Raw genomic sequence first — 23453 nt, 5'->3', positions numbered from 1 at the left:
GGGCTTTTGAGACTTGAACCTCTCATCGCAAAACAATATATGATGAAAGGATGTGAAAAAGTCGAGACAAAGTCTACTCGACGCAGACAGATGGCAGAAGCAAATGACAAATATGGAATAATTTATCAGAATCTTGTGGACGCAGGCTGTAATCAGAAAACAATCCAGTGTTGCATGAAACTGGCACAAGAAAACAATGTAGAAGCGCTGTTATCACAGTTATGTGTGTATAGAAAACATTTAATGGAACAGACACATATTTATCAGGATAACATAGATTGCCTGGATTATTTGATCTACTCGTTAAAGAAATCTAATGAAAATAGATAAGGAGAATGTAAATGACAGATTATAAAATTATTCAAACAATTAACGGACCGGAAGATGTAAAAAAATTGTCTATGGAGCAGCTGGAGGAACTTGCTTCGGAAATCAGAGAGGCATTGTTTAACCGGTTGACTAAAATCGGCGGTCACTTTGGTCCAAATTTCGGTATGGTGGAGGCAGAGATTGCCATGCATTATGTTTTCTCTTCGCCTAAGGATAAGTTTATATTTGATGTATCTCATCAGAGCTATCCTCATAAGATTTTGACCGGAAGAAAGAATGGATATATTTCCGATGAGCACTTTTCAGAGGATTCCGGTTATACAAATCCGGAAGAAAGTGAACATGACTTCTTCAATGTAGGTCACACTTCGACCTCAGTTTCTTTAGCTACGGGTCTGGCTAAGGCGAGAGATATAAAAGGAGATAAAGAAAATATTATTGCAATTATTGGTGATGGCTCCCTCTCAGGCGGTGAAGCACTAGAGGGATTGAATGTAGCTGGATCAGAGATTAACTCCAATTTAATTATTATAGTAAATGATAATGAGCAGTCGATTGCCGAAGTACATGGCGGAATGTATAAAAATCTTGCCGAATTAAGAGAGACAGGCGGAACTGCTTCCAATAATCTCTTCAAAGCGTTTGGATTAGATTATATATATGAGGAAAACGGCAATGACATAGCATCACTGATTTCCTTATTCCGCAAGGTGAAAGATACGGATCATCCAATCGTAGTCCATATCCATACACAAAAAGGAAAGGGATATGAGATTGCTGAAAAAGACAAAGAGGGATGGCATTGGTGTATGCCATTTGACCGTGAAACAGGCAAACCAACAATCTCTTTTGGCGATGGAGAAGATTATACATCTATCACTGCTGAGTATATTATGCGAAAAGCAAAAAGTGATTCTGAGCTTCTTGTGATTACTCCTGCTATGCCGGGCAGTGCAGGCTTAAATCAGGAACAGCGAAAGGAGCTTGGATTGCAGTATGTGGATGTAGGGATTGCGGAAGAACAGGCGGTTGCCATGGCATCTGGTGCTGCAAAAAACGGTGCGAAGCCGCTTGTGGTTACAAACACAACCTTTATTCAAAGAGCGTATGACCAGATTTCCCATGATGTATGTATTAACAATAGTTCTGTCACGATTCTCTTAAACTACAATTCTTTTGATAGTTTGACAGATGTTACGCATCTTGGAATTTTTGGACTGGCGGCATACACGAATGTTCCGAATCTGGTAGTGCTTGCACCTACCTCAAAAGATGAATACCTTTCTATGCTTGATTGGTCAGTTGATCAAAGGGAACATCCTGTTATGATTCTCATCCCCGGAAATCAGGTAACCTATCGTGAAGCAGATAAGGATTTTGACAGACTGAATCATTTTAAAGTGGAAGAAGCTGGTGAAAAGGTTGCAATTCTGGCACTTGGTGATTTTTATCAGCGTGGTGAACAGCTCAGTGCAAAAATAAAAGCAGAACTTGGCTTTACGCCGACACTGATCAATCCTCGTTTTGCTTCTGGTATTGACAAAGAATTACTGGAAAGTCTTTCCGAAAGACATCAGATGGTCATTACCATGGAAGACGGTATTTTAAGCGGCGGTTTTGGCGAGAAAATAGCTTCCTTCTATGGTAGTTCTGATATGAAAGTGAAAAATTACGGACTTGAGAAGAAATTTTATGACCGATATGACCCAAATGAATTACTGAAAGAGGTTGGTATGACACCGGCTCAGATTATTGCGGATATTTGCAATCAGCTAAAATAAGAATTGGGAGGCTGAAAGCAGTGACACCAGAAGATGTTATCAGAGGATTCTGTGAGGGAGTAGAGCATACGAGTGAGGAAAAAGAGTATGCAAATACCTTGTTTCAGGAAGCAATAAAAATCGGTATGGAGATAAATCAGACTTATCATACACCGGAAGAACTGTTGAAACTCATGGGTAAATTAACCGGTAAGGCTGTAGATAAAAGTTTCCGTCTTTTTCCGCCGTTTTATACAGATTTTGGAAAGAATATTATATTCGGAAAAGATGTATTTATCAATTCCGGATGTCATTTTCAGGATCAGGGGGGAATTGAAATCGGGGATGGTGTATTGATTGGACATAATGTAGTGCTTGCTACGATCAACCATGATCTTCTGCCACAGAATAACAGGAAGAACCATTATGCCCCAATTAAAATTGGAAATCATGTATGGATTGGCTCGAATGCTACAGTGTTATCCGGTGTTACCATTGGAGAATGGGCAGTTGTTGCAGCCGGAGCAGTAGTCACGAAAGACGTACCACCTTATACGGTGGTAGGTGGAGTTCCGGCGAAAATCATAAAGAAAGTAGAGGAGACAGAGAATGAAAGTTTTAGCAATTAACAGCAGTGCAAGAAAGGATGGAAATACCGCAATCCTCATCAATACAGTATTGGAGGAATTGAATAAAGCTGGGATTGAAACGGAAATGATCCAACTGGCAGGCAATGTCATTGAACCATGTAAGGCTTGCTGGGCTTGCGGTGGTCAGGGAAACTGTGTTCACCGCAAGGACAGCTTTCGAGAGGTATTTGAGAAGATGAAGGAAGCGGACGGCATCTTGCTGGGTTCCCCGGTCTATTCGGCAAATGTATCTGCCAACATGCAGGCTTTACTGGAACGTGCGGCAGTAGTCGCTGATATGAACCCAGGGCTTTTCACACATAAGGGTGGAGCTGCGGTTGCGGCAGTTCGCAGAGGCGGTGCAATGCAGGCAGTTGATACCATGAATCACTTTTTCCTGAATCATGAAATGATAGTGGTAGGTTCTACATATTGGAATATGGGATACGGGCAGATGCCGGGAGACGTGCAAAAAGATGAGGAAGGACTTGCGAATATGCGAAATCTCGGTCAGAATATGTCGTATCTTTTGAATACACTGAAAAGTTGCGAATGATGTGGGTATCTCATACTAAGGAGCGTGAGAAAATGAAGCAAGTACTATGTGTAATGATATCTATTTTGTTGTTGTTTACAGTAGTAGCCTGTGCAACGGAAACACAAAATTCATCTGCTAAAAATACAGAGTCGCAGGAAACAGATGGTTCGTCAGAATCAGCTAATGATTCGAATACAGTTACAGAGATTTTGGTTGCCTATTTTTCCTGTACGGGGACTACAGAAAAGCTGGCGAAATATGCGGCAGACTATCTGAATGCAGATTTATATGAAATTCAGCCGGCAGAACCATATACCGATGAGGATTTAGCCTATTATACAAATGGACGTGCGGATCAGGAGCAGAATGACCCTGATGCAAGGCCGAAGATAAACGGTCAGGTAGAGGATATGGCAAAGTATCAGATAGTTGTGATCGCATATCCTATCTGGCATGGGCAGGCTCCACGCATTATTTCTACATTTTTGGAAAGCTACGATTTTCAAAATAAGACAATCGTACCATTCTGTACCTCTCATTCCAGCGGTATTGGAAGCAGTGCCACTGATTTGGAAAAATTGTGTGCTGATTCAGCCGAGTGGAAAGAGGGAAAACGATTCGATTCACAGACAACAGAAAGTGAAATTGAAAACTGGCTTGATAGCATTGACATCAAGCCGTATGATCCAAAACAAAAGGAGGCAGACGAGGTGGGAGTATTTAATTTCGAAAGTAAAACCGTATTACTGAACAGCGGATATTCAATGCCAATCAATGGATTAGGTACTTACAGCTTGCTGGACGATACATGTGTAGAGTCTGTAAAAACGGCATTAAAAGATGGTGTGCGGCTGATTGATACCGCCTATATGTACAAGAATGAAGTGGAAGTCGGTCAGGCAATTCGTGAGTCCATGGAGGAACTAGGAATTCAGCGAGAGGATATTTTTGTTATCACAAAGTTATATCCAGGTGAACAGTATGAAAACCCCGAAAGAGCCATAGAAGACGCACTTGAAAAGCTGGATATCGGATATATTGACATGATGCTGCTGCATCATCCCGGAGATAATGACGTGAAAGCATATAAGGCAATGGAGCAGGCAGTGGCTGACGGAAAGATACATTCTATTGGATTATCCAACTGGTATATAGAAGAACTGGAGGATTTTCTTCCGCAGGTCAGCATTACACCTGCATTGGTACAGAATGAAATTCATCCCTATTATCAGGAACGAGAAGACGTTGAGTATATACAAAGTCTTGGTATTGTTGTGCAGGCTTGGTATCCTCTGGGCGGTAGAGGATATACAGCAGATTTGCTTGGTAATGAAGTGATTTCTAAAATTGCACAGGTGCATGAGAAGTCATCTGCACAGATTATTCTCAGATGGGATTTGCAGAATGACGTAGTTGTTATTCCGGGTTCAAGCAATCCTGATCACATCATGGAGAACACGCAGTTGTATGATTTTGAATTGACTGATGAAGAGATGGAACAGATTGACGCCTTGGAAAAAAATGAGAAGCATGACTGGTATTAAAATTGAAGTTTAAAAAGCAAAGGTGATGAAAATGAAGATATTAGTATTGAACGGAAGTCCACGTCCACAGGGCAGTACCAAGGATATGGTAAATACATTTAAGAAAGGTGCTGAGAGTGCAGGACATACCGTTGATGTGGTGGATGTATGCAAAAAGAAGATAGGCGGATGTTTGGCATGTGAATACTGTCATGGCAAAGGGCACGGTGAGTGTATTCAGAAGGATGATATGCAGGATGTATATAATCTTTTGAAAGAAGCAGAAATGCTTGTCATTGCATCGCCCATTTATTATCACGGTATATCCGGTCAGCTAAAATGTGTAATCGACAGATTTTATTCTGCGGCATATCCGAGAGGACCGAAGAATTTGAAAAAGGCTGCTATGATACTTAGCTCCGGAGATGCTAATATGTATGAGGGTGCTCTTTTCTCGTTCAAAGGAGACTTTCTGGATTATCTTGGACTTGAAAACATGGGTGTGTTTAAAGCATATGGGTCTGAAAACAAGAGCGAGAAGAAGAGAGAAGAACTAAGGGAGTTCGGGGCATCGCTGAGGTAGATAAATCGATGTTTGTATGGGAAATAAAGCAAATTTTTAGGTATTCTCAAAGATACCAAGTATCAAAAATAATCGTACTTGATGTATTATTTTATCGGTCATATAATTAAACCAGTTCAAAAATATGACCACACAAACAAGGAGGATACCAATATGACAAATATTGAAAAAGTAAACCAATTTTTAGATGAGGCAAAAATATTTTATTTTTTGACTACATATGGAGATAAACCCAAGGGACGTCCATTTGGATTCCATATGTTAGACGATGGTAAATTATATTTTGGATGTGGCACATTCAAAAATGTTTTCTCACAGTTAACGAAAAATTCGCATGTTGAAGTGTTAGCTCTTAATGGTAATGAATTCATGCGTTATGATGGAACTGTAAAGATTGTGAAAGATGAGGCTCTTTTGGAAAAGGTGCGTACAGCAATGCCAGAGATTATGAATCTGTATGATAAAAATGGCTGGGAGATGGGAATGTTCTATATTGAGAATGGTCATGCAGAGATTCGTGGAATGATGGATTTAAAAGATGAATTTGATGTATAAGAGGTAATGATATGAAAAGATTATTTGAAACGGATTCGACAATGGAAGATCGTTTTGGGAAATGTCCTTATGCGACAGCACAGAGTTTGATTTCAGGAAAATGGGCTGTCTTAATTATGCATTATCTGGAAGATGGTCCCATCCGTTTCAATGATCTTTTGCGTCTTATGCCAAAGATGACACATGCGACTTTATCTGTTCAATTAAAGACATTGGTGGAAAATGGTCTGGTGGAGCGAAAACAATATGAGTCGATTCCGCCTAAGGTAGAATATTCGCTGACAGAAATTGGGAAAAAATTTCATCCGGTAATAGAAGCGATGCATAATTGGGGGCAGGAATATATTGAATTCATGAAAAAGGATAATGAATAAGTTTATGGAAATAAAAAGGATTGAGCAAGACTTTACAGTGTGTCAGGTAAAAGATTATTCACTTGTAAATTTAGATTCTGAATATAGCTTTATTGAAAAAACAGATGAAGAAAAATCGTTAGTGTGCATTACAAGTGAAGTTCCCAAAAATACGATTCAACGTGATGATGGTTGGAAAGCTTTTCGTATTCAGGGAGTACTGGATTTTTCCTTAATTGGAATACTGGCTAAAATTGCTACTATATTAGCTGATAATGGGATTTCAATTTTTGCAGTATCGACCTACAACACAGACTATGTATTGATAAAAAAGAAAACTATCAAAAAGCATTGGAAGTTCTTCAGACTACAGGATATAAGATTACCGATTAACAGATTCCAGCTTGAAGAAGAAACAAAAATCATTCATGTCCTTTGTCATATAGTTTCTGTATATTTTTTGGAAGTTTATCAGGTAACATGGCATTTATCGTATCTTCATTACCATCTTTCATTGCTGTTTCATAATACCAGCACTTAAATTTTAAGAGGGAAATTGATGAACGGATGCAGAAACTCAGAGAACGTCGGGCAGGTGGAAGAACTTTTGCTGATGACAGAACAGATGCAGGACGAACTGGATCAGAAAGACCAGACAATCCAGGAACTGAACAGGCAGCTAAGCGAATCGCTGACCTTGAACGAGAAATTGAACAGTGAAAACAGAGCCGAGAATATCGAAGCATTGCGGACAAGATTAAGGCAAACAGAGGAGCGATTGACCAACGAGACAAACAGAAGGAAAAGAGCCGACGCAGAAGTCGTGGCATGGAAATTTAAGTATGAAAAAGCAGAGCAGGAAAAACTTTATACACAGACACACCAAAAGACGGTAGAGGTAGCTGTTGAGAAAAAAGTGCCTTATGAGAAATGTGAAAAATGTGACCGTATTGCTTACCAGAAAGCAAAAGAAAAATGCGATAACCGTAAAAGCCAGTTAGAAAAGAAATATAAAAATATGACGATTGGTTATGAAAGTATCTTGTTTCTGCTGGCATGGTACAGCATAACGACAACGCTGTTTACCGCTATTCTTTCGCCAGTTTTCCTTAACGACTGTAGCACCTTTTTCGGTGCGTTAGGAAAAGGAATAGGAAGCTTGTTTCGGGAGTTTGTCATAGGTGCAGATTCTTTCGGACAGTTAAGTAATGTAATTTCAAACAGCATCATTTCCGGGATTGTGTACTGGCTGATTGCAACTATTGTTATAGGAATTTTATTCATAATAACAGGATTGATTATAGTTTGGATTGGATATCAGGTTGGAAAAATCTACCGGAAATATTGTTGGGATATACTCAGCATTATGGTGGCAATAATGAGTACAGCTATCGCAATCTACTTTGGTGAACGGATAAAATCTGTCATGTCGATAAACCTCATTGTATTGTTACTGCTGGTGCATGTGGTCTATATTGGAATCCGATGTTATGTGAAAGACTGGCGGGAGGAACGAGGATATTACTAAAACAAAAAGAAAACAGGAAGATTTTGTAAAGTATCTTCCTGTTTTTTCTAAAGCAGACTATTGATTGTATTTATATTAAGTTTTCAACAACAATGTAACCATTGAAATTACATCTGTTTTTTGATATGATTACTGTCAAAGAGAGGTGTTTATAATGCAGATTTCAAGCAGATTTACAATGGCAATCCATATGTTTGCCTGTATAGATACATTTTCGGATCAGAAGATGACTAGTGATTTTATGGCAGCAAGCATTGGAACTAATCCGGTGATTGTTCGTAAAATATTGCAACAATTAAAGGCTGCTGGTCTTATTGAAGTTGCAAGAGGGACAGGCGGTGTGACAATTACCAGACCATTGGAGCAGATTACATTCCTTGATGTGTATAAAGCAGTGGAATGTGCACCAGATGAAGAACTGTTTCATTTTCATGAGAATCCCAATCAGAAATGTCCGGTAGGAAAGAATATTCACCATGTTCTTGATAAGAGACTGTTAGAAGTACAGAAGGCAATGGAGGAAAAACTTTCAGAAATGACACTTGCTGATGTGAAAAAAGATATTGCAGTGTATACAGAGGAAGAGTAGCCTACAGAAGGCTTCGGATGAGTGATTATATCATCACAATTTCCGGAGCCTTTTCGTTTTTCATAATCAATGTAAAATCTTCAAAAGGAGTTGTAACAGAAAAAGTTACAAAAAGTTTGATGTAACTATTGACATTACATTAAACGGATGATATTGTATAGCTACAAGATGTAATAATCGTTGTTACAACATATCAAGGAGGTAATTTAAAATGCAGAAAGTAGTAGAATTTTTACAGAAAAACCCGGTTCAGTATTTAGCAACCGTCGGAAGAGATGGAAAGGCAAAATGCCGTCCATTCATGTTCTGTTTTGAGCAGGACGGAAAGCTTTGGTTCTGTACTAACAACACAAAGGATGTTTACAAGGATATGTTAGCAAATCCTGAAGTAGAAGTATCAGTATCTTCCCCTGAATACGCATGGATTCGCCTTCATGGCAAAGCAGTATTTGAGGACAACAAGAGTGTAAAGGAAGGATGCATGAACAATCCTATCGTTAAGGGACAGTACCAGACAGCAGATAATCCTATTTTTGAGGTATTCTATCTTGAAAATCCGCATGGTTTAATCGCAGATTTCTCTGGAAATCCACCTTATGAATTTTAAAGATAATTAACAGAAAAAATTACAGTCTTCGGGGCAAGGTGTAATTCCTGACCGGCAGTATAGTCTGCGAGCAAAAGCTGATATGGTGCAATTCCATAACCGACGGTAAAGTCCGGATGAGAGAAGATATGATAAAACAAGTCCCGCAGGAAATCCCGTCCTGCGGGCTGTTTTAAATTCAGGCATATCTCACAAAAAGGAGATTTATGAGTAACAATACAGCAACTATTAAAACAAGAAAAAATTTAGTTTCTACAAGGACGATAACAATGACAGCTCTACTGGCAGCTATATCATATGTGTTGGCATTTTTAGAGTTTCCGGTTCCTTTGAGTCCATCATTTGGCGAATTTCTGCCATTTATTAAGACTAAGCTGGACATTGTGCTATTCAATGCATTGCCGTTTAATATCTTAAAAGGCATGGTAATTGGAGCAATTACCATGATGATATATAAAAAACTTACACCGATACTGAAAGGAGAGACTTGGAAATGACAAAAATGGATTATCTTGAACTTCTGGTGGATGAAATTCATTCAACAACAGTTGCAACGATAGGTTCAGATGGACATCCTCAGACAAGAATCATAGATATGATGTACTATGATGAAGAAGGTGTGTATTTCCTTACAGCAACGGGAAAAACATTTTATGACCAGTTAATGGAGCAGCAGTATGTGGCAATATCCGCAACAAAAGACAAAATTGCGGTGTCTCTGCGTGGAAAAATAAAGAACATCGGAAAAAAGAATCTTGATATTATGTTTGAAAAAAATCCATATATGAAGAAAATCTATCCGGGAGATACGAAAGACGCAATCGAAGTGTTTCGGCTGTATGAGGCACAGGGAGAGTATTTTGATATCAGCAATCCATCAAATATTGTGAGGGATACTATAACAATTGGAAAAAACGAGGCAGTTCAGACAGGGTATTTTATTGGAAAAGAATGTATTGGATGCAAACTGTGTTACTCTGTATGTCCGCAAAAATGCATTGATATATCTTCAGTTCCGGTTACTATCAACCAGAATCATTGTCTGCATTGCGGAAGATGTGCAGAAATTTGTCCGAAGCAGTGTATTGAGAAAAGAGGTTCATTATGATTTTTAAGAAAATCAGAAAAGGGCATGCTGACTGGAGAAACTTTTTATGTAGTACTCCGGCAAGGGATTATGTATTCCAAAAGTATGCATATGAAGACCAGATTGACAGGGCAGCAAAGAATATAAGAAATACAGACTGTGTTATAATCGGGGCAGGAGCCGGGGCATCGACAGCTGCGGGAATCCAATATGGTGGTAAAAGGTTTACAGACAATTTTGCAGAATTTATAAAAAAATACGGTGAGTACTACATGACAGATATGTATGCAGCCGGATTTTATCCATATCCGTCTGAGGAGGCAAAGTGGGGATACTGGTCAAAACATGCATTGATGAACCGTTTTGATCCTCCGGCATTGCCGCTTTATACAGAACTTTATGATATTGTAAAGAACAAAGAATATTTTGTACTTACAACCAATGTGGATCATCAGTTTTATAAAGCGGGATTCGATGAAAAAAGAATATTTGCAACACAGGGAGATTATGGGAAAATCCAGTGCCAGAAAGCCTGTCATCCAAAGACTTACGATGCAAAAGACCTGTTTCGTAAAATGGATAAAGCAAGAAGAGACTGCCTGATTCCATCAGAACTTGTACCAAAATGTCCGGTGTGTGGCGGCAATATGGCTATGAATCTCCGTTGTGATAATTATTTTGTGGAAGATGAAGCGTGGCATGAGGCAGCCGACAGGTATGCGGGGTTTCTGGAACAGCATAAAGATAAAAAGGTTGTTCTTTTGGAACTTGGAGTTGGATTTAATACGCCGATTATTATACGTTTCCCTTTTGAAAAGATGGTGAGGGAGAACTCGTCTTATAGTTTGATACGCCTGAATATGGACGAAGCAGTTGTGCCGGAAAGCTTCGGGGAACGTGCAATTGGTATTGGCGGTGATATGGCAAAGGCAATTACTGATATAAGGGGGCTAGTATTATGACACAGGATGAGCGAAGAGAATATCTGATTCAGTATCTTTTAAAAGAAGAAATACGAGTTGGCAGCCAGAACATTCCTACGGATAAGCAGGGGCAGGAAAATCTGCTTCGCTCACTTATGAATGTCAGACCGCCAAGACCAATCAGTAATGATTTTTTGAAAATACAGGATGAGTATCTTGCAGAAAGAAATATAGAGCGTGGAATCACAGATGCTGCCGCGCTTGCACCTGTCAGATCCGATTCGAGATTATATATCTGGCAGGGTGATATTACGACACTGAAATGTGATGCAATCGTAAATGCTTGCAACTCACAGATGCTTGGATGCTTTTCGCCGATGCATGCCTGTATTGATAATTTTATTCATACTTATGCAGGAATTGAGCTGCGTCTGAAAATGCATGAGATTATGACAGAGCAGGGACATGAAGAAGAGACCGGCAAAGCAAAGATAACATCGGGCTACAATCTTCCGGCAAAATATATTCTTCATACGGTAGGACCGATTATACAATGGAAAGTCACAAAAAAAGATGAAGACCTGTTGGCAAGCTGCTATACAGAGTGCCTAAAGCTTGCAGCTGATACTGGTGTGGAATCTATTGCATTCTGTTGTTTGTCTACAGGTGTATTCCGTTTTCCACAGCAACGAGCTGCCGAGATTGCAACGAACACTGTAAAGCAGTATCTTAACAAAGACAGCAGAATAAAAAAGGTAATCTTTAATGTGTTTAAGGATGAAGATTTAAAAATATACAGTGGATTGTTATAAGCGTTTGTTGAAATATCCGATAAATCTTATTGTACTGTTACTGCCTGAGAATGTGATTTATATTGGAATCCGATGTTAAGTGAACGACTGGTGGGAAGAACGAGAATATTATTAAAAAAAGTGGACAGTTCACCAATTGGGGGCTGTCCACTGAGAGGACGGCGGTTAGTCACTGCCTCCTACTCAATTTTTAACAGGAAATATTAAAGTTCAAGTGAATCTTCTGCATCAACCCACATCTGTAAATTTCCATCAAGATATAATCTTGCATATTCCAGTGGTTCGTCAATAGCAAGTGTATTTAATGCACAGTCTGATCCAGGCGTGGTTTTTAAGTCCTTCTCAGCTTCCCAGCAGTCAATGCGAAGCATATAGCCGGCACTGGTATAAACATCAATACTGTTGCATTGTGGATTATATTCTGCAAATATTGTTCTCATCGTATCTTATCTCCTTATCGATCAATAAATCATCAGTTACAAAAATCAGAAGCATTTCAATCAGTTCACCATGTCACTTTTATTTTGTGTTATACTGTTTTATATGATTTTCTTGCCCTTGTATTTTCCCTTATCAGAGTTTGTAAACACTGGCGGGACGATATAACACAAGGGAAACAATAAGGGAAAGCTCACCTGCGACAAATCCAGTGTTTTCAAGGGTTTACAGAGAATTTAATAACAAAATATAACAGTTATTAAATCTCTTAAAACAGGTGAAATCTCAATCGGAATTTATTAAGGAGGATATGGATGAAACTGTTTTTATGTTCGCACTTTTCAAGTGTAGGAAGTTTGATAAAAGAAGAAATTGATAACAAGAAAGTCGCATTTATTCCCACAGCTTCGCTGCGTGAAGGCTATACCGGTTATGTCGGCTCGGCTCGAAAGCTATTCAATAAACTGGGAGCAGCCGTAACTGAAATTGATATTTCAACGGAGGCTTATTTAACGATACAGTCTGTTTTTGAAGATGCGGATGTGATATATTTTACTGGTGGAAATTCTTTCTTCCTTATGGACCAGCTCCGTAAAACGGGAACGGATGAGCTATTGAAGAAGGAATTGGAAAAGGGAAAACTGATGATCGGTGAATCGGCAGGTGCGATTATATGCGCTCCAACTATCCAATATATTGAACAAATGGATGAAAAGCCGGAGGACTACTCACAAGAAGATGATGCAGGGCTTGATTTGATTGATTTCTATGTTCTTCCGCATTATCTTACAGCACCATTTAAGAAAGTTACTGAGAAAATAATGACTGAATTTTCGGATTTGAATTTATGCCCAATTAACAACCGTCAGGGAATTGTAATCGATGGTGAAGGTTCAAAGGTTATTTGCAAAGACTAATTTGAAAATTCCAGGTTGTAGTGAAAAACAATAACATAACACAGCATCAGTCATTGAGTTGGCTGGTGCTTTTTTCGTGGGGAAATGGAGGTGGCGGGATGTATCCGGTATCGGATGGGTTTCTGAGAGCTGTGAAGAGCAATACAAGAAAATATTACTGGACGGGTACGATCGTTACCAGAGGCGGAATGACGTATGAGTTCGGGTCGAAGGAGATTGTGAAGGGTTCCGGATATATTTCCAGGCAGTGCTGCGGAAGTACGGAGATTGAACTGGGGACGGTGTATGCGGCAGAGATGGGGATCACGCTTCTGAGTGATATTGACAGGTACACGCTGGAGGATACGCTTGTGACGCTGGTGTTTCATCTGGTGCTGGCGGATGGTTCGGTGGAAGATGTGCCGATGGGAGTTTTTGAGGTCAGTGAGGCGAACCGTCTGGCAAAGTGTCTGGAACTGAAAGCCTATGATTTTATGCTGCGGTTTGATAAGAGTTTCAACGGGTTTGAGACTGTGGGGACTGCTTATGATTTTATTGCTTTGTGCTGTAAGCGGTGTAAAGTGGAGTTTGCGAATAAGAGGGCGGAGATTGATGCCATGCCGAATGGCGGGGTGACGCTTTCTGTTTATACTGAAAATGATATTGAGACCTGCCGGGACGTGCTGTTTTATGTGGCACAGGTTCTGGGAGGTTTCTTTATTATTAACAGGGAGGGGAAGCTGGAACTGAGAAAGTACGGGAAGGATCCTGTGATGAAGGTGGAGCAGAGACACCGGTTTTCTTCCAGTTTTTCGGATTTTATCACCAGGTATACGGCGGTGAGTTCTACTAATAAGCAGACGCAGATTGCAGAGTATTATGCTCTGGACCCGGATAATGGGCTGACCATGAACTTGGGAGTGAATCCGCTTTTGCAGTTTGGACTGGCAGAGACCAGGGAAATGCTGTGCAGGAATATCCTGACAGATCTGTCCGTGATCCGGTATGTGCCGTTTGATTCGGATACCATCGGGAACCCTGCCCTGGATCCGGGGGATGTGCTGACGTTTGCAGGAGGACAGGCGGATGAGGGACAGATCACCTGTATCACTTCCATCAGGCAGAAAATCGGGGGAAAGCAGAGCCTGAAATGTGTGGGGAAGAACCCAAGGCTGGCTCAGGCGAAGTCAAGGAACGACAAGAATATTTCGGGGCTGCTGAACCAGATTGAAGACAACGCGAAGACTGGGAAGATCGGGATTCATACGTTTACCAATGCTTCCGCGCATGAGATCGGGCAGACCAGGGTGAAGCTGATCAGTATCCAGTTTGCTTCTTCTGAGGAAAACCACATGCAGTTTTTTGCGCAGGTTGTTGTGGATGTGGCTGCGGATCCGGTGGAACGGTCTGCGGAGGCTTCCGGGACTGTGGTGATTCCATTTCCGGGCGGAAGCGGCAGTGGAACTGGAAGTGGTACGGGTGGTTCTGATGGAACCGGGGAGACATCGGATGCAGGAAGTTCTGAAAATGATGCGGCAGGGAATGAAGTTGGAAATACTTCTGGGAATGAGAATACAGGGAGTACGGATGATGTCGCTGGTGGCTCGGATTCTGAAACCGGAACCGGGAGTGGTTCGGAGGTTTCTGTGGATGTGAGCCTGCCGGTGAAGTGGCAGGAAGACGGACAGGCAGTCTGCCATGTGGTCTTTGAATTTAATAATGAGGAGATTGTGGAGCATTGTCCGGTTGAGACCTGGCATTCCGGGAAACATATTTTGTCGCTGTATTATCCTATTGAAAAGATCGTTGCCAATTATACGAATACGTTTAATGTGTATCTCTGGATGGAGAATGGCAGCGGTACGGTTGATGTGGGGGACTGCATTGCTTCTGTCAGCGGACAGGCAATGGCGGCTGGGGACGCATGGGACGGAAAGCTTGAGGTGGAAGATTATACCAGGAGATTTGCCATTGGCGGAGGACTGAATGTGAATGTTTTCCGGGATTCGCTGTCCATGCAGATGAAGGAGACAGTGAACAGAGGCTTTGAGGTGTATTTCGCTGAGAGAGTGGGAATCAGCGGTTTCTGCAGGCCGGTAGAAATGGAGGGCGTGTGATGAGATTAAAAGGTGAGATGGTCATTGAACTGACCGATACGAATACGGGTGCGGTGGAAACCGTGCGGGAGACGAACATGATCACGGAGGCGGTGAATAATATTCTGGGGCTGAATCCCATGGGGATTTATCTGAAAGCCAGCGGGGAGTATGACAATTCTGTTCTGTGGAACGGGACGCTGCTTCCCATCTGCCCGAACATGATCGGCGGGATCCTGCTGTTTCCGGCAGTGCTGGAAGAAAAGGCGGATCATATTTACGAGCAGGGGAAGAACCTTCCTGTGGCTTATGCTTCCAACAATGTTAATTCCGGTTCCAATGTGGCAAGGGGAAGCCTGAACCAGACGGAGAGCAAGAAACTGGACAATGGATATAAGTTTGTGTGGGAGTTTACTCCCAGCCAGGGGAATGGAAATATTGCGGCGGTGGCACTGACCAGTGCCCTGGGAGGGCAGAATGCTTTTGGCAGTGCGGCAGGGGATGCAAGCACGTTCCTGCTCCTAAAAAAGGTGGATATTGGGGATATCCCGAAGGCGAAGCAGATGACACTGTTTGAGGCAGTGGAGCTGGATTTTGAAAAGAACCTGCTGTATTCCATCACCTTTGGGACTTCCAGTGTGACCATTACGAAGATCCGGATCCCGGTGTTTAACATCGGGCTGAATGAGAAGCTGGATGATACCACTTATACCGTGCTGGAGGAGCAGACACTGACAACGGAAAGTTTCACGTTCATGGGGGATTATACGAAGTACGGGGAATTTATGGACGGGCATGACGGATACTGGTATGGATTTTCCAATGAGCCGAATTCTTCCGGGGATGCGAAGATGGTGTGGATCCGGATCTCCAAAAAGGATTATTCCTTTACGGAGGGAAGCTGGACACTGTCCAAGGCGAAGCTTTCGGAAGTGGGCACAAGGGCAAAGGACGGTTCCTATCCGGAACGGAATGTAAAATGCTGTGTGAGGAAGGGGTATCTGTATGTGCCTTCTTATGATAAGAAGGGAGTTTATAAGATCAATACTGCAAATTCAGCGGATGTGACACTGATCCCGCTGGGCTTTACTTCCAAGCTGAAATCCTTAGGCGAGGCCGGTTCCTGTGAGGTGTATATGACACTTCTCGGGGACATGATCGTGGCAGGGGATTTCCAGATCACGGCGGATGACAGGGTGATCAAGACGCAGGGGAGCGCAAGGTTTGAAGCCATGGCAACGCCTTTGTTCCAGTATAAGAACTTTGTGTTTATGTGGGGCGGCAGTTACGGAAAGGAGCACAGGTGTGCTTATCTTCTGACGCCTTATCTGGCAAGTATTAATAATCTTTCATCAGCAGTGGTGAAGAATACGGACAAGACCATGAAGATCACGTATACGCTGACGGAGGAAACAATATAGGTCTTTCTGCCGCAAGGCATGAAGATAGAAAACTTATTTACGGCAGTTCTCAGAAATGGGGGCTGCTTTTTTCATGGGAGGAGGATTCTGGCATGAAGGAATTTTGGAACTTTATTCAGATGGTTTTTATGGCTGTAGGCGGATGGCTGGGCTGGTTTATGGGAGGCTGTGACGGGCTTCTGTATGCCCTGATCGCTTTTGTGGTGATCGATTACCTGACCGGGGTGATGTGTGCTTTTGCGGACCATACGCTTTCCAGTGAGGTGGGATTCCGGGGAATCTGCAGAAAAGTGCTGATCTTTTTCTATATTTCCAATGAGGGTGTGAGTTTGCTGGAGAATGCAGGGCATCTGGGGCTTCCGATTCCGCAGAAAATGAAAGATGTGCTGGAACAGCTGCATGACAGAGGAGAAGGGAGCGAAGGGGAATGAGAATTGCAAGGGAGAAATTTATCGCAGATATTGCGGGATATGTGAAGAAGTATGCAGGACTGTATGGGATTCTGGTGTTCTCGCCTGTGATCGCACAGGCAGTGCTGGAATCCGGATGGGGTGAGAGCAGGCTGGCCAGTCAGTACCATAATTATTTCGGACTGAAATGCGGCACCAGATGGACTGGCAGGTCTGTAAATATGCGTACACAGGAAGAATACAGGGAAGGGACGCTGGCTTCCATCCGTGATAATTTCCGGGTGTTTGATTCCATGGAAGAGGGCGTGAAGGGCTATTTTGAGTTTATCCAGCTGGAACGGTACCGGAACCTGCAGGGGATCCGGGATCCGCAGGAATATCTGGAAACCATCCGTGCTGACGGGTATGCCACTTCTTTTTCCTATGTAGAGAACTGCATGAAGGTGATCCGTCAGTATGAACTGACAAGATTTGATGAAGGAGGATGTGAGACTATGGCAAAGACTGCTGAGAGTGTTCTGGATGTGATGAGGGGCTGGCTGGGGTTCAGTGAGGCCAATGGAAAGTTTAAGGAGATTATTGACTTGTATAACAGTGTGAAGCCGCTTCCCAGAGGATATGCAGTGCAGTATTCAGATGAATGGTGTGATACCTGTGTGTCTGCCGCAGGGATCAAGGCGGGATGCAGTGAGCTGATCGGCAGGGAGTGCGGCGTTGAGGAGCATGTGAAGATTTTTAAAAAGCTGGGGATCTGGATTGAGGATGGTACCATCACGCCGGAGCCGGGGTACGTGATTGTCTATAACTGGGATAAGGCAGCACAGCCGAATGATGGGTACAGTGATCATATTGGTTTTGTGGAGAAGGTTTCCGGCGGAAAGGTAACTGCTATTGAAGGTAACCGGGGTGAAAAGGTTGACAGAAGGGTGATTCCCCTGGGATGGGGATATATCCGTGGATATGCAGCTCCGCGGTATGAGAAGGCTGTGAACGGAACCGGAGGGAAGCCTGGTACCGGAAAGAAGAGTGTAGAAACTGTGGTGAAGGAAGTGCTTGCCGGAAAGTGGGGGAACGGCGAGGACAGAAAGAAGAGACTGCAGGCTGCGGGATGTGATTATGGGGCAGTGCAGGCGAAGGTGAATGAGCTGGTGAAAGGCAGTGGGAAAAAGAGTGTGGAAGCTGTGGCAAAGGAAGTTATTGCCGGAAAGTGGGGAAATGGTGAGGATAGGAAGAAGAAACTGCAGGCTGCGGGATATGATTATGGAGCAGTGCAGAGAAAAGTGAATGAGTTGATGAGATAGTAGGAAGCCTGCTGTTATCTGTGGAGAAATCTGCGGATGATGGCAGGCTTATTTTTTTGTTTGAGGTTTCAAACTTTTATGTGACAAATATAACTGTCTGTGCTATTATAAAAACGATATAAGCGAAAATGACTTTTTCGGAAACGAAAGTATCTTTATATTTTTTTATCCGTATACTTCCTATAATGGGAATGAATACTTGCAAAGTTGATTACTAATATTTTTTCATTATTACAGGTACAATAAGAACATGTAATAGCGGAAATGAGGTATAGTTACTTGCAGATAGAGAAGTATATTGCGGATAAAATAACATCTTTGTGTGAAAAGCGTGATATCAGTAAATATAGATTATCGCAGCTGTCGGGAATTTCCCAGTCATCACTGGGAAGAATCATGGCGCAGGAAAACCTGCCGTCGCTGATTACACTTGAAAAAATATGTACAGCTTTGGGCGTGACATTATCGCAGTTTTTTCAGGAAGGTAATTCAGAGAATCTGACAGAAAAACAGAAAGAAGTTTTAAGGATATGGAACAATCTGAGTACAAATGAGCAGGAAACAGTGATGTCAATGCTGCGTGGTCTTCGGAAGTAGAAGAACAGTTCGAGTATATGTATCGGCTGTTCTTTTTTTTGTTTTTAGGCGTTAAAACGGTAATGTTTTTCTTGTGCATAGTAGAACGTTAAAGTATAATAAAATTAGTTTTTTTGCATAAGTTTAAAAGCTATATCTATAATAAGGAAATCGGCAAACCAGATGAAAGTCTGGGACGCAAAGCTACAGGGCCTGTAAAATGGCAGCCAGTTGCATAAAATGAGGTGCACTGTCTGTCTGACGGTGCTTTTTTACGGTGTTATTTCATAGGCGTAACAGTAATGATTTTATCAGGAAAGAATGAGGAAAATAAAAGTATGAAAAAGGCAAAACGTTGTCTGATTGCAGTGGTGTCAGGTGTACTTGTAGCATCTGCTGTCTTGTCTGGATGTGGACAGTCAAAGAAAGAAGTATCTAAAAATGATGATCATCTTACCGTTTATCTGTGGGAAAATCGTTTGATGAAAAATATTGCACCCTATATCCATGAACAGTTTCCTGATCAGGATATTGAATTTATTATTGGTAACAATGATACCGATTTATACAGTTATTTTAAAGAACATGATGAATTACCGGATATCATAACAGTACGTCGATTCTCTGGAACAGATGCACAGGACTTACAGCCTTATCTTATGGATTTTGCTTCTTATGATGTTGTTTCCAAGTACTATTCTTATGCGGTGCAATATTATAAGAATGAGGAGGATGAAATCCAGTGGCTGCCAATCTGTGGTATTCCGCAGACGATCATTGCCAACAAAACACTGTTTGATCAGTATGGCGTAAAGATTCCAGAAAATTATGAGGAATATGTACAGGCCTGTCAGCAGTTTTATGATAATGGCATAAAACCGTATTCCATGGATCTTGGTGAAGACTGGTCTAATAATGAGATCATCCAGGCGGCGGCAATCGGTGAGTTCACAAGCCTGGATGGTATTGAATGGCGAAACGGTGCAGAGACTGCATCGGATGAAGTAAAGTTTGATGATGCATTATGGAAACGTATTTTTTCAGAAACCAGCCAGTTTCTGAAAGACTCGCACTTTGGTAAAGAAGATATCAATATTGACGTCGATACAGGAATCCAGATGTTTGTCGAGGGAAAATCAGCAATGTTTCATGGACATCCGACGGTTATGCAGCAGCTGCAGAAACAGATGGATGCGGAGCTGACCCGCATTCCTTATTTTTCACAGACATCGGATGAATCCTATGTGTACATGACTCCGTCCTTAAACATTGCATTTAACAAAAACCTGGAAAAAGACCGGGAGAAACTGGATACTGCACTGGATGTGCTGGATTGTATGATTTCAGAAGAGGGGCAAAAACTGATTGCGGATGGAAGCGGTGTTATTTCATTGAATACAGATGTTCCAACCATGATGCAGGATGTGCCTGGACTGGAAGAGGAAATTAACAATAATGCTGTTTATATCCGATATTCCGCTCAAAAATCATTTGATGCAAGTCTTGAGGCTGTTCACGGATTACTGTCAGGGGAAATGGATGAAACACAGGCTTATGATACTTTGCGCAGTGTAATGAATCGTAAAGATCCAGAAGAAAAAGCAACGGTGAATTTTGAAAATGAATATTCCATTTCACTGAACGATAGAAATGGCCGTGATGCAGCATCTTCCATTTTAACTACGATCAGAGAAGAAAATGATGCACAGCTGGCTCTGGCACCATATTATTATTTCACTTCCTCTATGTATAAAGGAGAATGCACCAGCAGCCGGGTTGGCATGATGACAGCGAAGAGTTCAGATACAGCATTATATGTTACAAAAATTAATGGTAAACAGGTTTATGAACTCGTGGAAAATTATTTTGCTGATGCTGATGAGAATTTTTATGTAACCAATAAATACGAATTACCAATTGCATCCGGTATGAAAATTATCGTCAGTCAAGAGGAAAGTGGATTTTCGTTAAAGGACTTAACAGTTAATGATAAGAAAATAGACAAAGAAAAGGAATACTCTATTCTTCTTACAGACACCACAATGTCTGTTTTGACAAAAATAAATCCGAAATGTGAGATTGAGCAGCTTAAAGATACAACATTATCAAGTGCATGGACCGAAGCAATGTCAAAAGGACAGCAGCCGTCAGCACCGGAAGACTATATAGAGGTTGAACAGTAAAAGTGGAGATAGAACAAGCGGTAAATAAAAGAAAAAAAATAACAAGGCTGTTGCTTATACTACTTATTATTCTTTTAAGCTTAGTTTTTATAAAGTATCTTATAAGTAAGTCTAATAAGTATATCAGCGAAAATGGAAAAAGCAGTATGGGAGCTGTTGTTGAACAGATACAGCAGACCTATGATCTTCAAGTGAGTGGGTACTACAGCCAGCTGCAGTTGGTTGAGGAATTTTTACTTCATGAGAGAGAGCTGTCTCTTGAAACGGATGTGAACAAAAGTTTCTTTGAAGCATGGGAAAAAGAATCGGAAAGTACACTTATATTCCTTCAGGAAAATGGTCAGGCAATATCAGCAGATGGAACAAAAATGCGGATTGATATGCCAAGTAAATTTCTGCTGGACTTAAAGAATGGATACAATATTGGAAAACTGGTGCGTCTTGATTATGATCAGAAGAAAAAAGACGGTTATCTGGTTGCGATCCCATGTCAGGAATACACGATCAATGGGGAAACTTATACGGCAATTGGAACTGTGTATGATTATTCGAAACTGGATTCCATGTTAAAACTGAAAGGTTATGATGGGAAAGCATATTTGTTCATGCTGGATCATGACGGAAATATTACGTATACGAACCTGAGTGGTGATAAATACCAGCGTAATTATTCTTTGTTAAAACATTTAAAAGGGGAACAGGCTATTACAGAAGAAGAGGCTGATTTGTTCAAAAAGAAGTTTGATAACGGAGAATCCGGAGTTGCACTTTTGGGAAAACAGGACCCCTATTATCTGGGGTATTGCCCGATCGAAAGCAACAACACCATTTTGGTATGTATTGTGGCAAAGGGAGTTATTGACAATGTGCTGATGGATTACCAGAAAACGGTGCTGTTTACAACAATACTCATGGCAGGTTTTATACTTTTACTTTTTGCCGGATTATTCTACAGTATTTCCAGACTTAGTCTTGCAGATCAGAAAGCAGAATATGAAAAAAGAAATAATGAACTTCATTTACAAACAATGAAGGAAATGGAAGTAGTCAATCAAAAACTGAAAAAGGCAAAGAACGTTGCAACAGAGGCTTTACAGACAGCTGAAAATGCAAATAAGGCGAAAACGGATTTCCTGTCTAATATGTCACATGATATTCGTACTCCTATGAATGCAATCATTGGTATCACATCTTTGATCAGACATGATGCAGGTAATAAAGCAAAAGTTATAGAGTATGCAGATAAAATAGATATTTCATCACAGCATCTGTTGGGAATTATCAATGACGTTCTGGATATGAGCAAGATTGAGGCAGGAAAAACAGTCTTCAAGTATTCTGACTTTTCTATTCTGGATTTTGTACAGGAGCTTGACACTATGTTTCATTCTCAAATATATGAAAAGAAGCAGACGCTTACAATCATAAAAGAAAATATTCAGCATGAGTGGGTGAATGGGGATCAGGTTCATTTGATGCAGATTTTCAGTAATCTGCTGTCTAATGCCATAAAATATACGCAGGAAGGTGGAAAAATTCAGCTTCTGGTAGAAGAATGTGAGACAAATTCATCTGTCTATGCAAAGTACCGTTTCTTAGTTAGCGATAATGGCTTGGGAATATCGGCAGATTTCAAAGAGATAATCTTTGATCCGTTTACCCGCGCTGAAAATTCTGTGACGAATAAGATACAGGGAACCGGACTTGGAATGGCGATTACCAGAAATCTGGTTGAAGCAATGGGAGGCACCATTGATGTGGAGAGTGAACTGGGGCAGGGAAGCTGTTTTGAGGTTCTCATGGATCTGAAAATTGCAGAGGATAGAACGGTTGCTCTGGCGGTACAGGAAGAAACAGATGAGCAGGATGGTAATATTCTGCAGGGAATGAGGTTCCTGTGTGCAGAGGATAATGAGCTGAATGCTGAGATCCTGACGGAACTGTTAAAGATTGAAGGTGCAGAATGTACCATCTGTGAAAATGGTGAAGAGGTTTTGAAAGCATTTGAACAGTCTGCTCCGGGGGATTATGACATGATCCTGATGGATGTGCAGATGCCTGTTATGAATGGTTATGAGGCAACAAAGGCAATCCGCAGAAGCTCCCATGAACTGGCAAAGAAGATTCCGATCATTGCCATGACCGCCAATGCATTTTCAGAGGATATCCAGCATTCTCTGGCAGCCGGTATGAATGCACATGTTTCAAAACCGGTTGAGATGACGGTACTGGAGAAGACGATCAGAAGCATAAAATCCGGCGGGGGGGCACCGAACCGCAGGGCATTGAACAGTGACAAATGGTTTTGATACAGT

At 41.4% G+C, this 23453-nt stretch carries 24 protein-coding genes, 1 pseudogene and 2 riboswitches; of the genes and pseudogenes, 24 read left to right on the top strand and 1 reads right to left on the bottom strand.

The window, feature by feature from the left end; translation table 11 throughout:
- The 16 genes and pseudogenes from OCV70_RS17295 to OCV70_RS17215 form a co-directional block, all read left to right on the top strand.
- A partial coding sequence (locus tag OCV70_RS17295) for a hypothetical protein (protein WP_262579924.1) occupies window positions 1–330 on the top strand: 330 nt, incomplete at its 5' end.
- An 11-nt stretch (window positions 331–341) separates the two neighbouring features.
- Window positions 342–2111 carry a 1-deoxy-D-xylulose-5-phosphate synthase gene (locus OCV70_RS17290; protein WP_005426036.1) on the top strand — a complete coding sequence of 590 codons (1770 nt, stop codon included), beginning with the start codon at window positions 342–344 and terminating at the stop codon, window positions 2109–2111.
- A 20-nt stretch (window positions 2112–2131) separates the two neighbouring features.
- Window positions 2132–2719: an acyltransferase gene (locus tag OCV70_RS17285; RefSeq protein WP_021924320.1), complete on the top strand. Its 588-nt coding sequence runs from the start codon at window positions 2132–2134 to the stop codon at window positions 2717–2719.
- Entirely contained in the window at window positions 2700–3275 is a 576-nt protein-coding gene (locus tag OCV70_RS17280) for a flavodoxin family protein (protein ID WP_021924321.1), read from the top strand. The genes OCV70_RS17285 and OCV70_RS17280 overlap by 20 nt, the downstream gene beginning before the upstream one ends.
- Before the next feature lie 32 nt (window positions 3276–3307).
- A complete protein-coding gene (locus OCV70_RS17275) occupies window positions 3308–4801 on the top strand; it encodes a flavodoxin (RefSeq protein WP_195588250.1) in 1494 nt (497 codons plus the stop codon).
- A 31-nt stretch (window positions 4802–4832) separates the two neighbouring features.
- Window positions 4833–5363, top strand: a complete 531-nt coding sequence (locus tag OCV70_RS17270) for a flavodoxin family protein (protein WP_021924323.1) — start codon at window positions 4833–4835, stop codon at window positions 5361–5363.
- A gap of 153 nt (window positions 5364–5516) precedes the next feature.
- Window positions 5517–5918 carry a pyridoxamine 5'-phosphate oxidase family protein gene (locus tag OCV70_RS17265; protein ID WP_021924324.1) on the top strand — a complete coding sequence of 134 codons (402 nt, stop codon included), beginning with the start codon at window positions 5517–5519 and terminating at the stop codon, window positions 5916–5918.
- An 11-nt stretch (window positions 5919–5929) separates the two neighbouring features.
- Window positions 5930–6292, top strand: a complete 363-nt coding sequence (locus OCV70_RS17260; RefSeq protein ID WP_021924325.1) for a winged helix-turn-helix transcriptional regulator — start codon at window positions 5930–5932, stop codon at window positions 6290–6292.
- A 4-nt stretch (window positions 6293–6296) separates the two neighbouring features.
- Window positions 6297–6664 (top strand): annotated as a pseudogene (locus OCV70_RS17255) (ACT domain-containing protein).
- Window positions 6665–6830: 166 nt separating this feature from the next.
- On the top strand, window positions 6831–7799 hold the full coding sequence (locus tag OCV70_RS17245) for a DUF6040 family protein (RefSeq protein WP_243280850.1): 969 nt from the start codon (window positions 6831–6833) through the stop codon (window positions 7797–7799).
- A 154-nt stretch (window positions 7800–7953) separates the two neighbouring features.
- A complete protein-coding gene (locus tag OCV70_RS17240) occupies window positions 7954–8388 on the top strand; it encodes an Rrf2 family transcriptional regulator (protein WP_009243644.1) in 435 nt (144 codons plus the stop codon).
- Between the two features lie 211 nt (window positions 8389–8599).
- On the top strand, window positions 8600–8995 hold the full coding sequence (locus tag OCV70_RS17235; protein ID WP_004844992.1) for a pyridoxamine 5'-phosphate oxidase family protein: 396 nt from the start codon (window positions 8600–8602) through the stop codon (window positions 8993–8995).
- Window positions 8996–9015: 20 nt separating this feature from the next.
- Window positions 9016–9127, top strand: a riboswitch (FMN riboswitch).
- A 74-nt stretch (window positions 9128–9201) separates the two neighbouring features.
- A complete protein-coding gene (locus OCV70_RS17230) occupies window positions 9202–9492 on the top strand; it encodes a hypothetical protein (RefSeq protein ID WP_195588251.1) in 291 nt (96 codons plus the stop codon).
- Window positions 9489–10103, top strand: coding sequence for a 4Fe-4S binding protein (locus OCV70_RS17225; protein WP_195588252.1), 615 nt, complete (start codon window positions 9489–9491; stop codon window positions 10101–10103). Before OCV70_RS17230 ends, OCV70_RS17225 begins: the two co-directional genes overlap by 4 nt.
- Window positions 10100–11044 carry an SIR2 family NAD-dependent protein deacylase gene (locus OCV70_RS17220; protein ID WP_195588253.1) on the top strand — a complete coding sequence of 315 codons (945 nt, stop codon included), beginning with the start codon at window positions 10100–10102 and terminating at the stop codon, window positions 11042–11044. Before OCV70_RS17225 ends, OCV70_RS17220 begins: the two co-directional genes overlap by 4 nt.
- Complete coding sequence (locus OCV70_RS17215) at window positions 11041–11817, top strand: protein-ADP-ribose hydrolase (protein ID WP_195588254.1); 777 nt, start codon at window positions 11041–11043, stop codon at window positions 11815–11817. Before OCV70_RS17220 ends, OCV70_RS17215 begins: the two co-directional genes overlap by 4 nt.
- 203 nt (window positions 11818–12020) lie before the next feature.
- Here OCV70_RS17215 and OCV70_RS17210 read toward each other — a convergent pair whose 3' ends face one another.
- Window positions 12021–12257 (bottom strand): DUF6061 family protein, encoded by a 237-nt coding sequence (locus OCV70_RS17210; protein WP_055057071.1) that lies wholly within the window; start codon window positions 12255–12257, stop codon window positions 12021–12023.
- 312 nt (window positions 12258–12569) lie between these two features.
- Between OCV70_RS17210 and OCV70_RS17205 the strand changes: the two genes are divergently transcribed.
- The 8 genes from OCV70_RS17205 (at window position 12570) to OCV70_RS17170 (ending at window position 23447) form a co-directional block, all read left to right on the top strand.
- Window positions 12570–13172, top strand: coding sequence for a Type 1 glutamine amidotransferase-like domain-containing protein (locus tag OCV70_RS17205; protein ID WP_177283873.1), 603 nt, complete (start codon window positions 12570–12572; stop codon window positions 13170–13172).
- Between the two features lie 98 nt (window positions 13173–13270).
- Window positions 13271–15268 carry a hypothetical protein gene (locus OCV70_RS17200; RefSeq protein ID WP_195588255.1) on the top strand — a complete coding sequence of 666 codons (1998 nt, stop codon included), beginning with the start codon at window positions 13271–13273 and terminating at the stop codon, window positions 15266–15268.
- Window positions 15268–16668 (top strand): hypothetical protein, encoded by a 1401-nt coding sequence (locus OCV70_RS17195; RefSeq protein ID WP_195588256.1) that lies wholly within the window; start codon window positions 15268–15270, stop codon window positions 16666–16668. Before OCV70_RS17200 ends, OCV70_RS17195 begins: the two co-directional genes overlap by 1 nt.
- A gap of 92 nt (window positions 16669–16760) precedes the next feature.
- Window positions 16761–17099 carry a phage holin family protein gene (locus OCV70_RS17190; RefSeq protein ID WP_195588257.1) on the top strand — a complete coding sequence of 113 codons (339 nt, stop codon included), beginning with the start codon at window positions 16761–16763 and terminating at the stop codon, window positions 17097–17099.
- The gene (locus OCV70_RS17185; protein ID WP_178105398.1) at window positions 17096–18379 is read left to right on the top strand and encodes a glucosaminidase domain-containing protein; all 1284 of its coding nucleotides are present in this window, start codon (window positions 17096–17098) and stop codon (window positions 18377–18379) included. The genes OCV70_RS17190 and OCV70_RS17185 overlap by 4 nt, the downstream gene beginning before the upstream one ends.
- A gap of 279 nt (window positions 18380–18658) precedes the next feature.
- The gene (locus OCV70_RS17180) at window positions 18659–18976 is read left to right on the top strand and encodes a helix-turn-helix domain-containing protein (RefSeq protein WP_117855110.1); all 318 of its coding nucleotides are present in this window, start codon (window positions 18659–18661) and stop codon (window positions 18974–18976) included.
- 142 nt (window positions 18977–19118) lie between these two features.
- Window positions 19119–19194: riboswitch (cyclic di-GMP riboswitch) on the top strand.
- Window positions 19195–19293: 99 nt separating this feature from the next.
- A complete protein-coding gene (locus OCV70_RS17175) occupies window positions 19294–21138 on the top strand; it encodes an ABC transporter substrate-binding protein (RefSeq protein ID WP_117855149.1) in 1845 nt (614 codons plus the stop codon).
- A gap of 146 nt (window positions 21139–21284) precedes the next feature.
- Window positions 21285–23447, top strand: a complete 2163-nt coding sequence (locus OCV70_RS17170) for an ATP-binding protein (protein WP_195588258.1) — start codon at window positions 21285–21287, stop codon at window positions 23445–23447.
- Window positions 23448–23453 lie beyond the last annotated feature (6 nt).

Source organism: Blautia acetigignens (assembly GCF_025566865.1).
Taxonomy (GTDB): Bacteria; Bacillota; Clostridia; order Lachnospirales; family Lachnospiraceae; genus Blautia_A; species Blautia_A acetigignens.
Note: the sequence above shows the minus strand (reverse complement) of the source record. Positions and strands in the feature narration are given on the sequence as shown.

Coding starts and splice junctions, on each gene's coding strand:
- OCV70_RS17290 (WP_005426036.1), top strand. CDS start 342: ATGACAGATTATAAAATTATTCAAACAATTAACGGACCGGAAGATGTA.
- OCV70_RS17280 (WP_021924321.1), top strand. CDS start 2,700: ATGAAAGTTTTAGCAATTAACAGCAGTGCAAGAAAGGATGGAAATACC.
- OCV70_RS17275 (WP_195588250.1), top strand. CDS start 3,308: ATGAAGCAAGTACTATGTGTAATGATATCTATTTTGTTGTTGTTTACA.
- OCV70_RS17270 (WP_021924323.1), top strand. CDS start 4,833: ATGAAGATATTAGTATTGAACGGAAGTCCACGTCCACAGGGCAGTACC.
- OCV70_RS17265 (WP_021924324.1), top strand. CDS start 5,517: ATGACAAATATTGAAAAAGTAAACCAATTTTTAGATGAGGCAAAAATA.
- OCV70_RS17260 (WP_021924325.1), top strand. CDS start 5,930: ATGAAAAGATTATTTGAAACGGATTCGACAATGGAAGATCGTTTTGGG.
- OCV70_RS17245 (WP_243280850.1), top strand. CDS start 6,831: ATGAACGGATGCAGAAACTCAGAGAACGTCGGGCAGGTGGAAGAACTT.
- OCV70_RS17240 (WP_009243644.1), top strand. CDS start 7,954: ATGCAGATTTCAAGCAGATTTACAATGGCAATCCATATGTTTGCCTGT.
- OCV70_RS17235 (WP_004844992.1), top strand. CDS start 8,600: ATGCAGAAAGTAGTAGAATTTTTACAGAAAAACCCGGTTCAGTATTTA.
- OCV70_RS17230 (WP_195588251.1), top strand. CDS start 9,202: ATGAGTAACAATACAGCAACTATTAAAACAAGAAAAAATTTAGTTTCT.
- OCV70_RS17225 (WP_195588252.1), top strand. CDS start 9,489: ATGACAAAAATGGATTATCTTGAACTTCTGGTGGATGAAATTCATTCA.
- OCV70_RS17220 (WP_195588253.1), top strand. CDS start 10,100: ATGATTTTTAAGAAAATCAGAAAAGGGCATGCTGACTGGAGAAACTTT.
- OCV70_RS17215 (WP_195588254.1), top strand. CDS start 11,041: ATGACACAGGATGAGCGAAGAGAATATCTGATTCAGTATCTTTTAAAA.
- OCV70_RS17210 (WP_055057071.1), bottom strand. CDS start 12,257: ATGAGAACAATATTTGCAGAATATAATCCACAATGCAACAGTATTGAT.
- OCV70_RS17205 (WP_177283873.1), top strand. CDS start 12,570: ATGAAACTGTTTTTATGTTCGCACTTTTCAAGTGTAGGAAGTTTGATA.
- OCV70_RS17200 (WP_195588255.1), top strand. CDS start 13,271: ATGTATCCGGTATCGGATGGGTTTCTGAGAGCTGTGAAGAGCAATACA.
- OCV70_RS17195 (WP_195588256.1), top strand. CDS start 15,268: ATGAGATTAAAAGGTGAGATGGTCATTGAACTGACCGATACGAATACG.
- OCV70_RS17190 (WP_195588257.1), top strand. CDS start 16,761: ATGAAGGAATTTTGGAACTTTATTCAGATGGTTTTTATGGCTGTAGGC.
- OCV70_RS17185 (WP_178105398.1), top strand. CDS start 17,096: ATGAGAATTGCAAGGGAGAAATTTATCGCAGATATTGCGGGATATGTG.
- OCV70_RS17175 (WP_117855149.1), top strand. CDS start 19,294: ATGAAAAAGGCAAAACGTTGTCTGATTGCAGTGGTGTCAGGTGTACTT.
- OCV70_RS17170 (WP_195588258.1), top strand. CDS start 21,285: ATGGGAGCTGTTGTTGAACAGATACAGCAGACCTATGATCTTCAAGTG.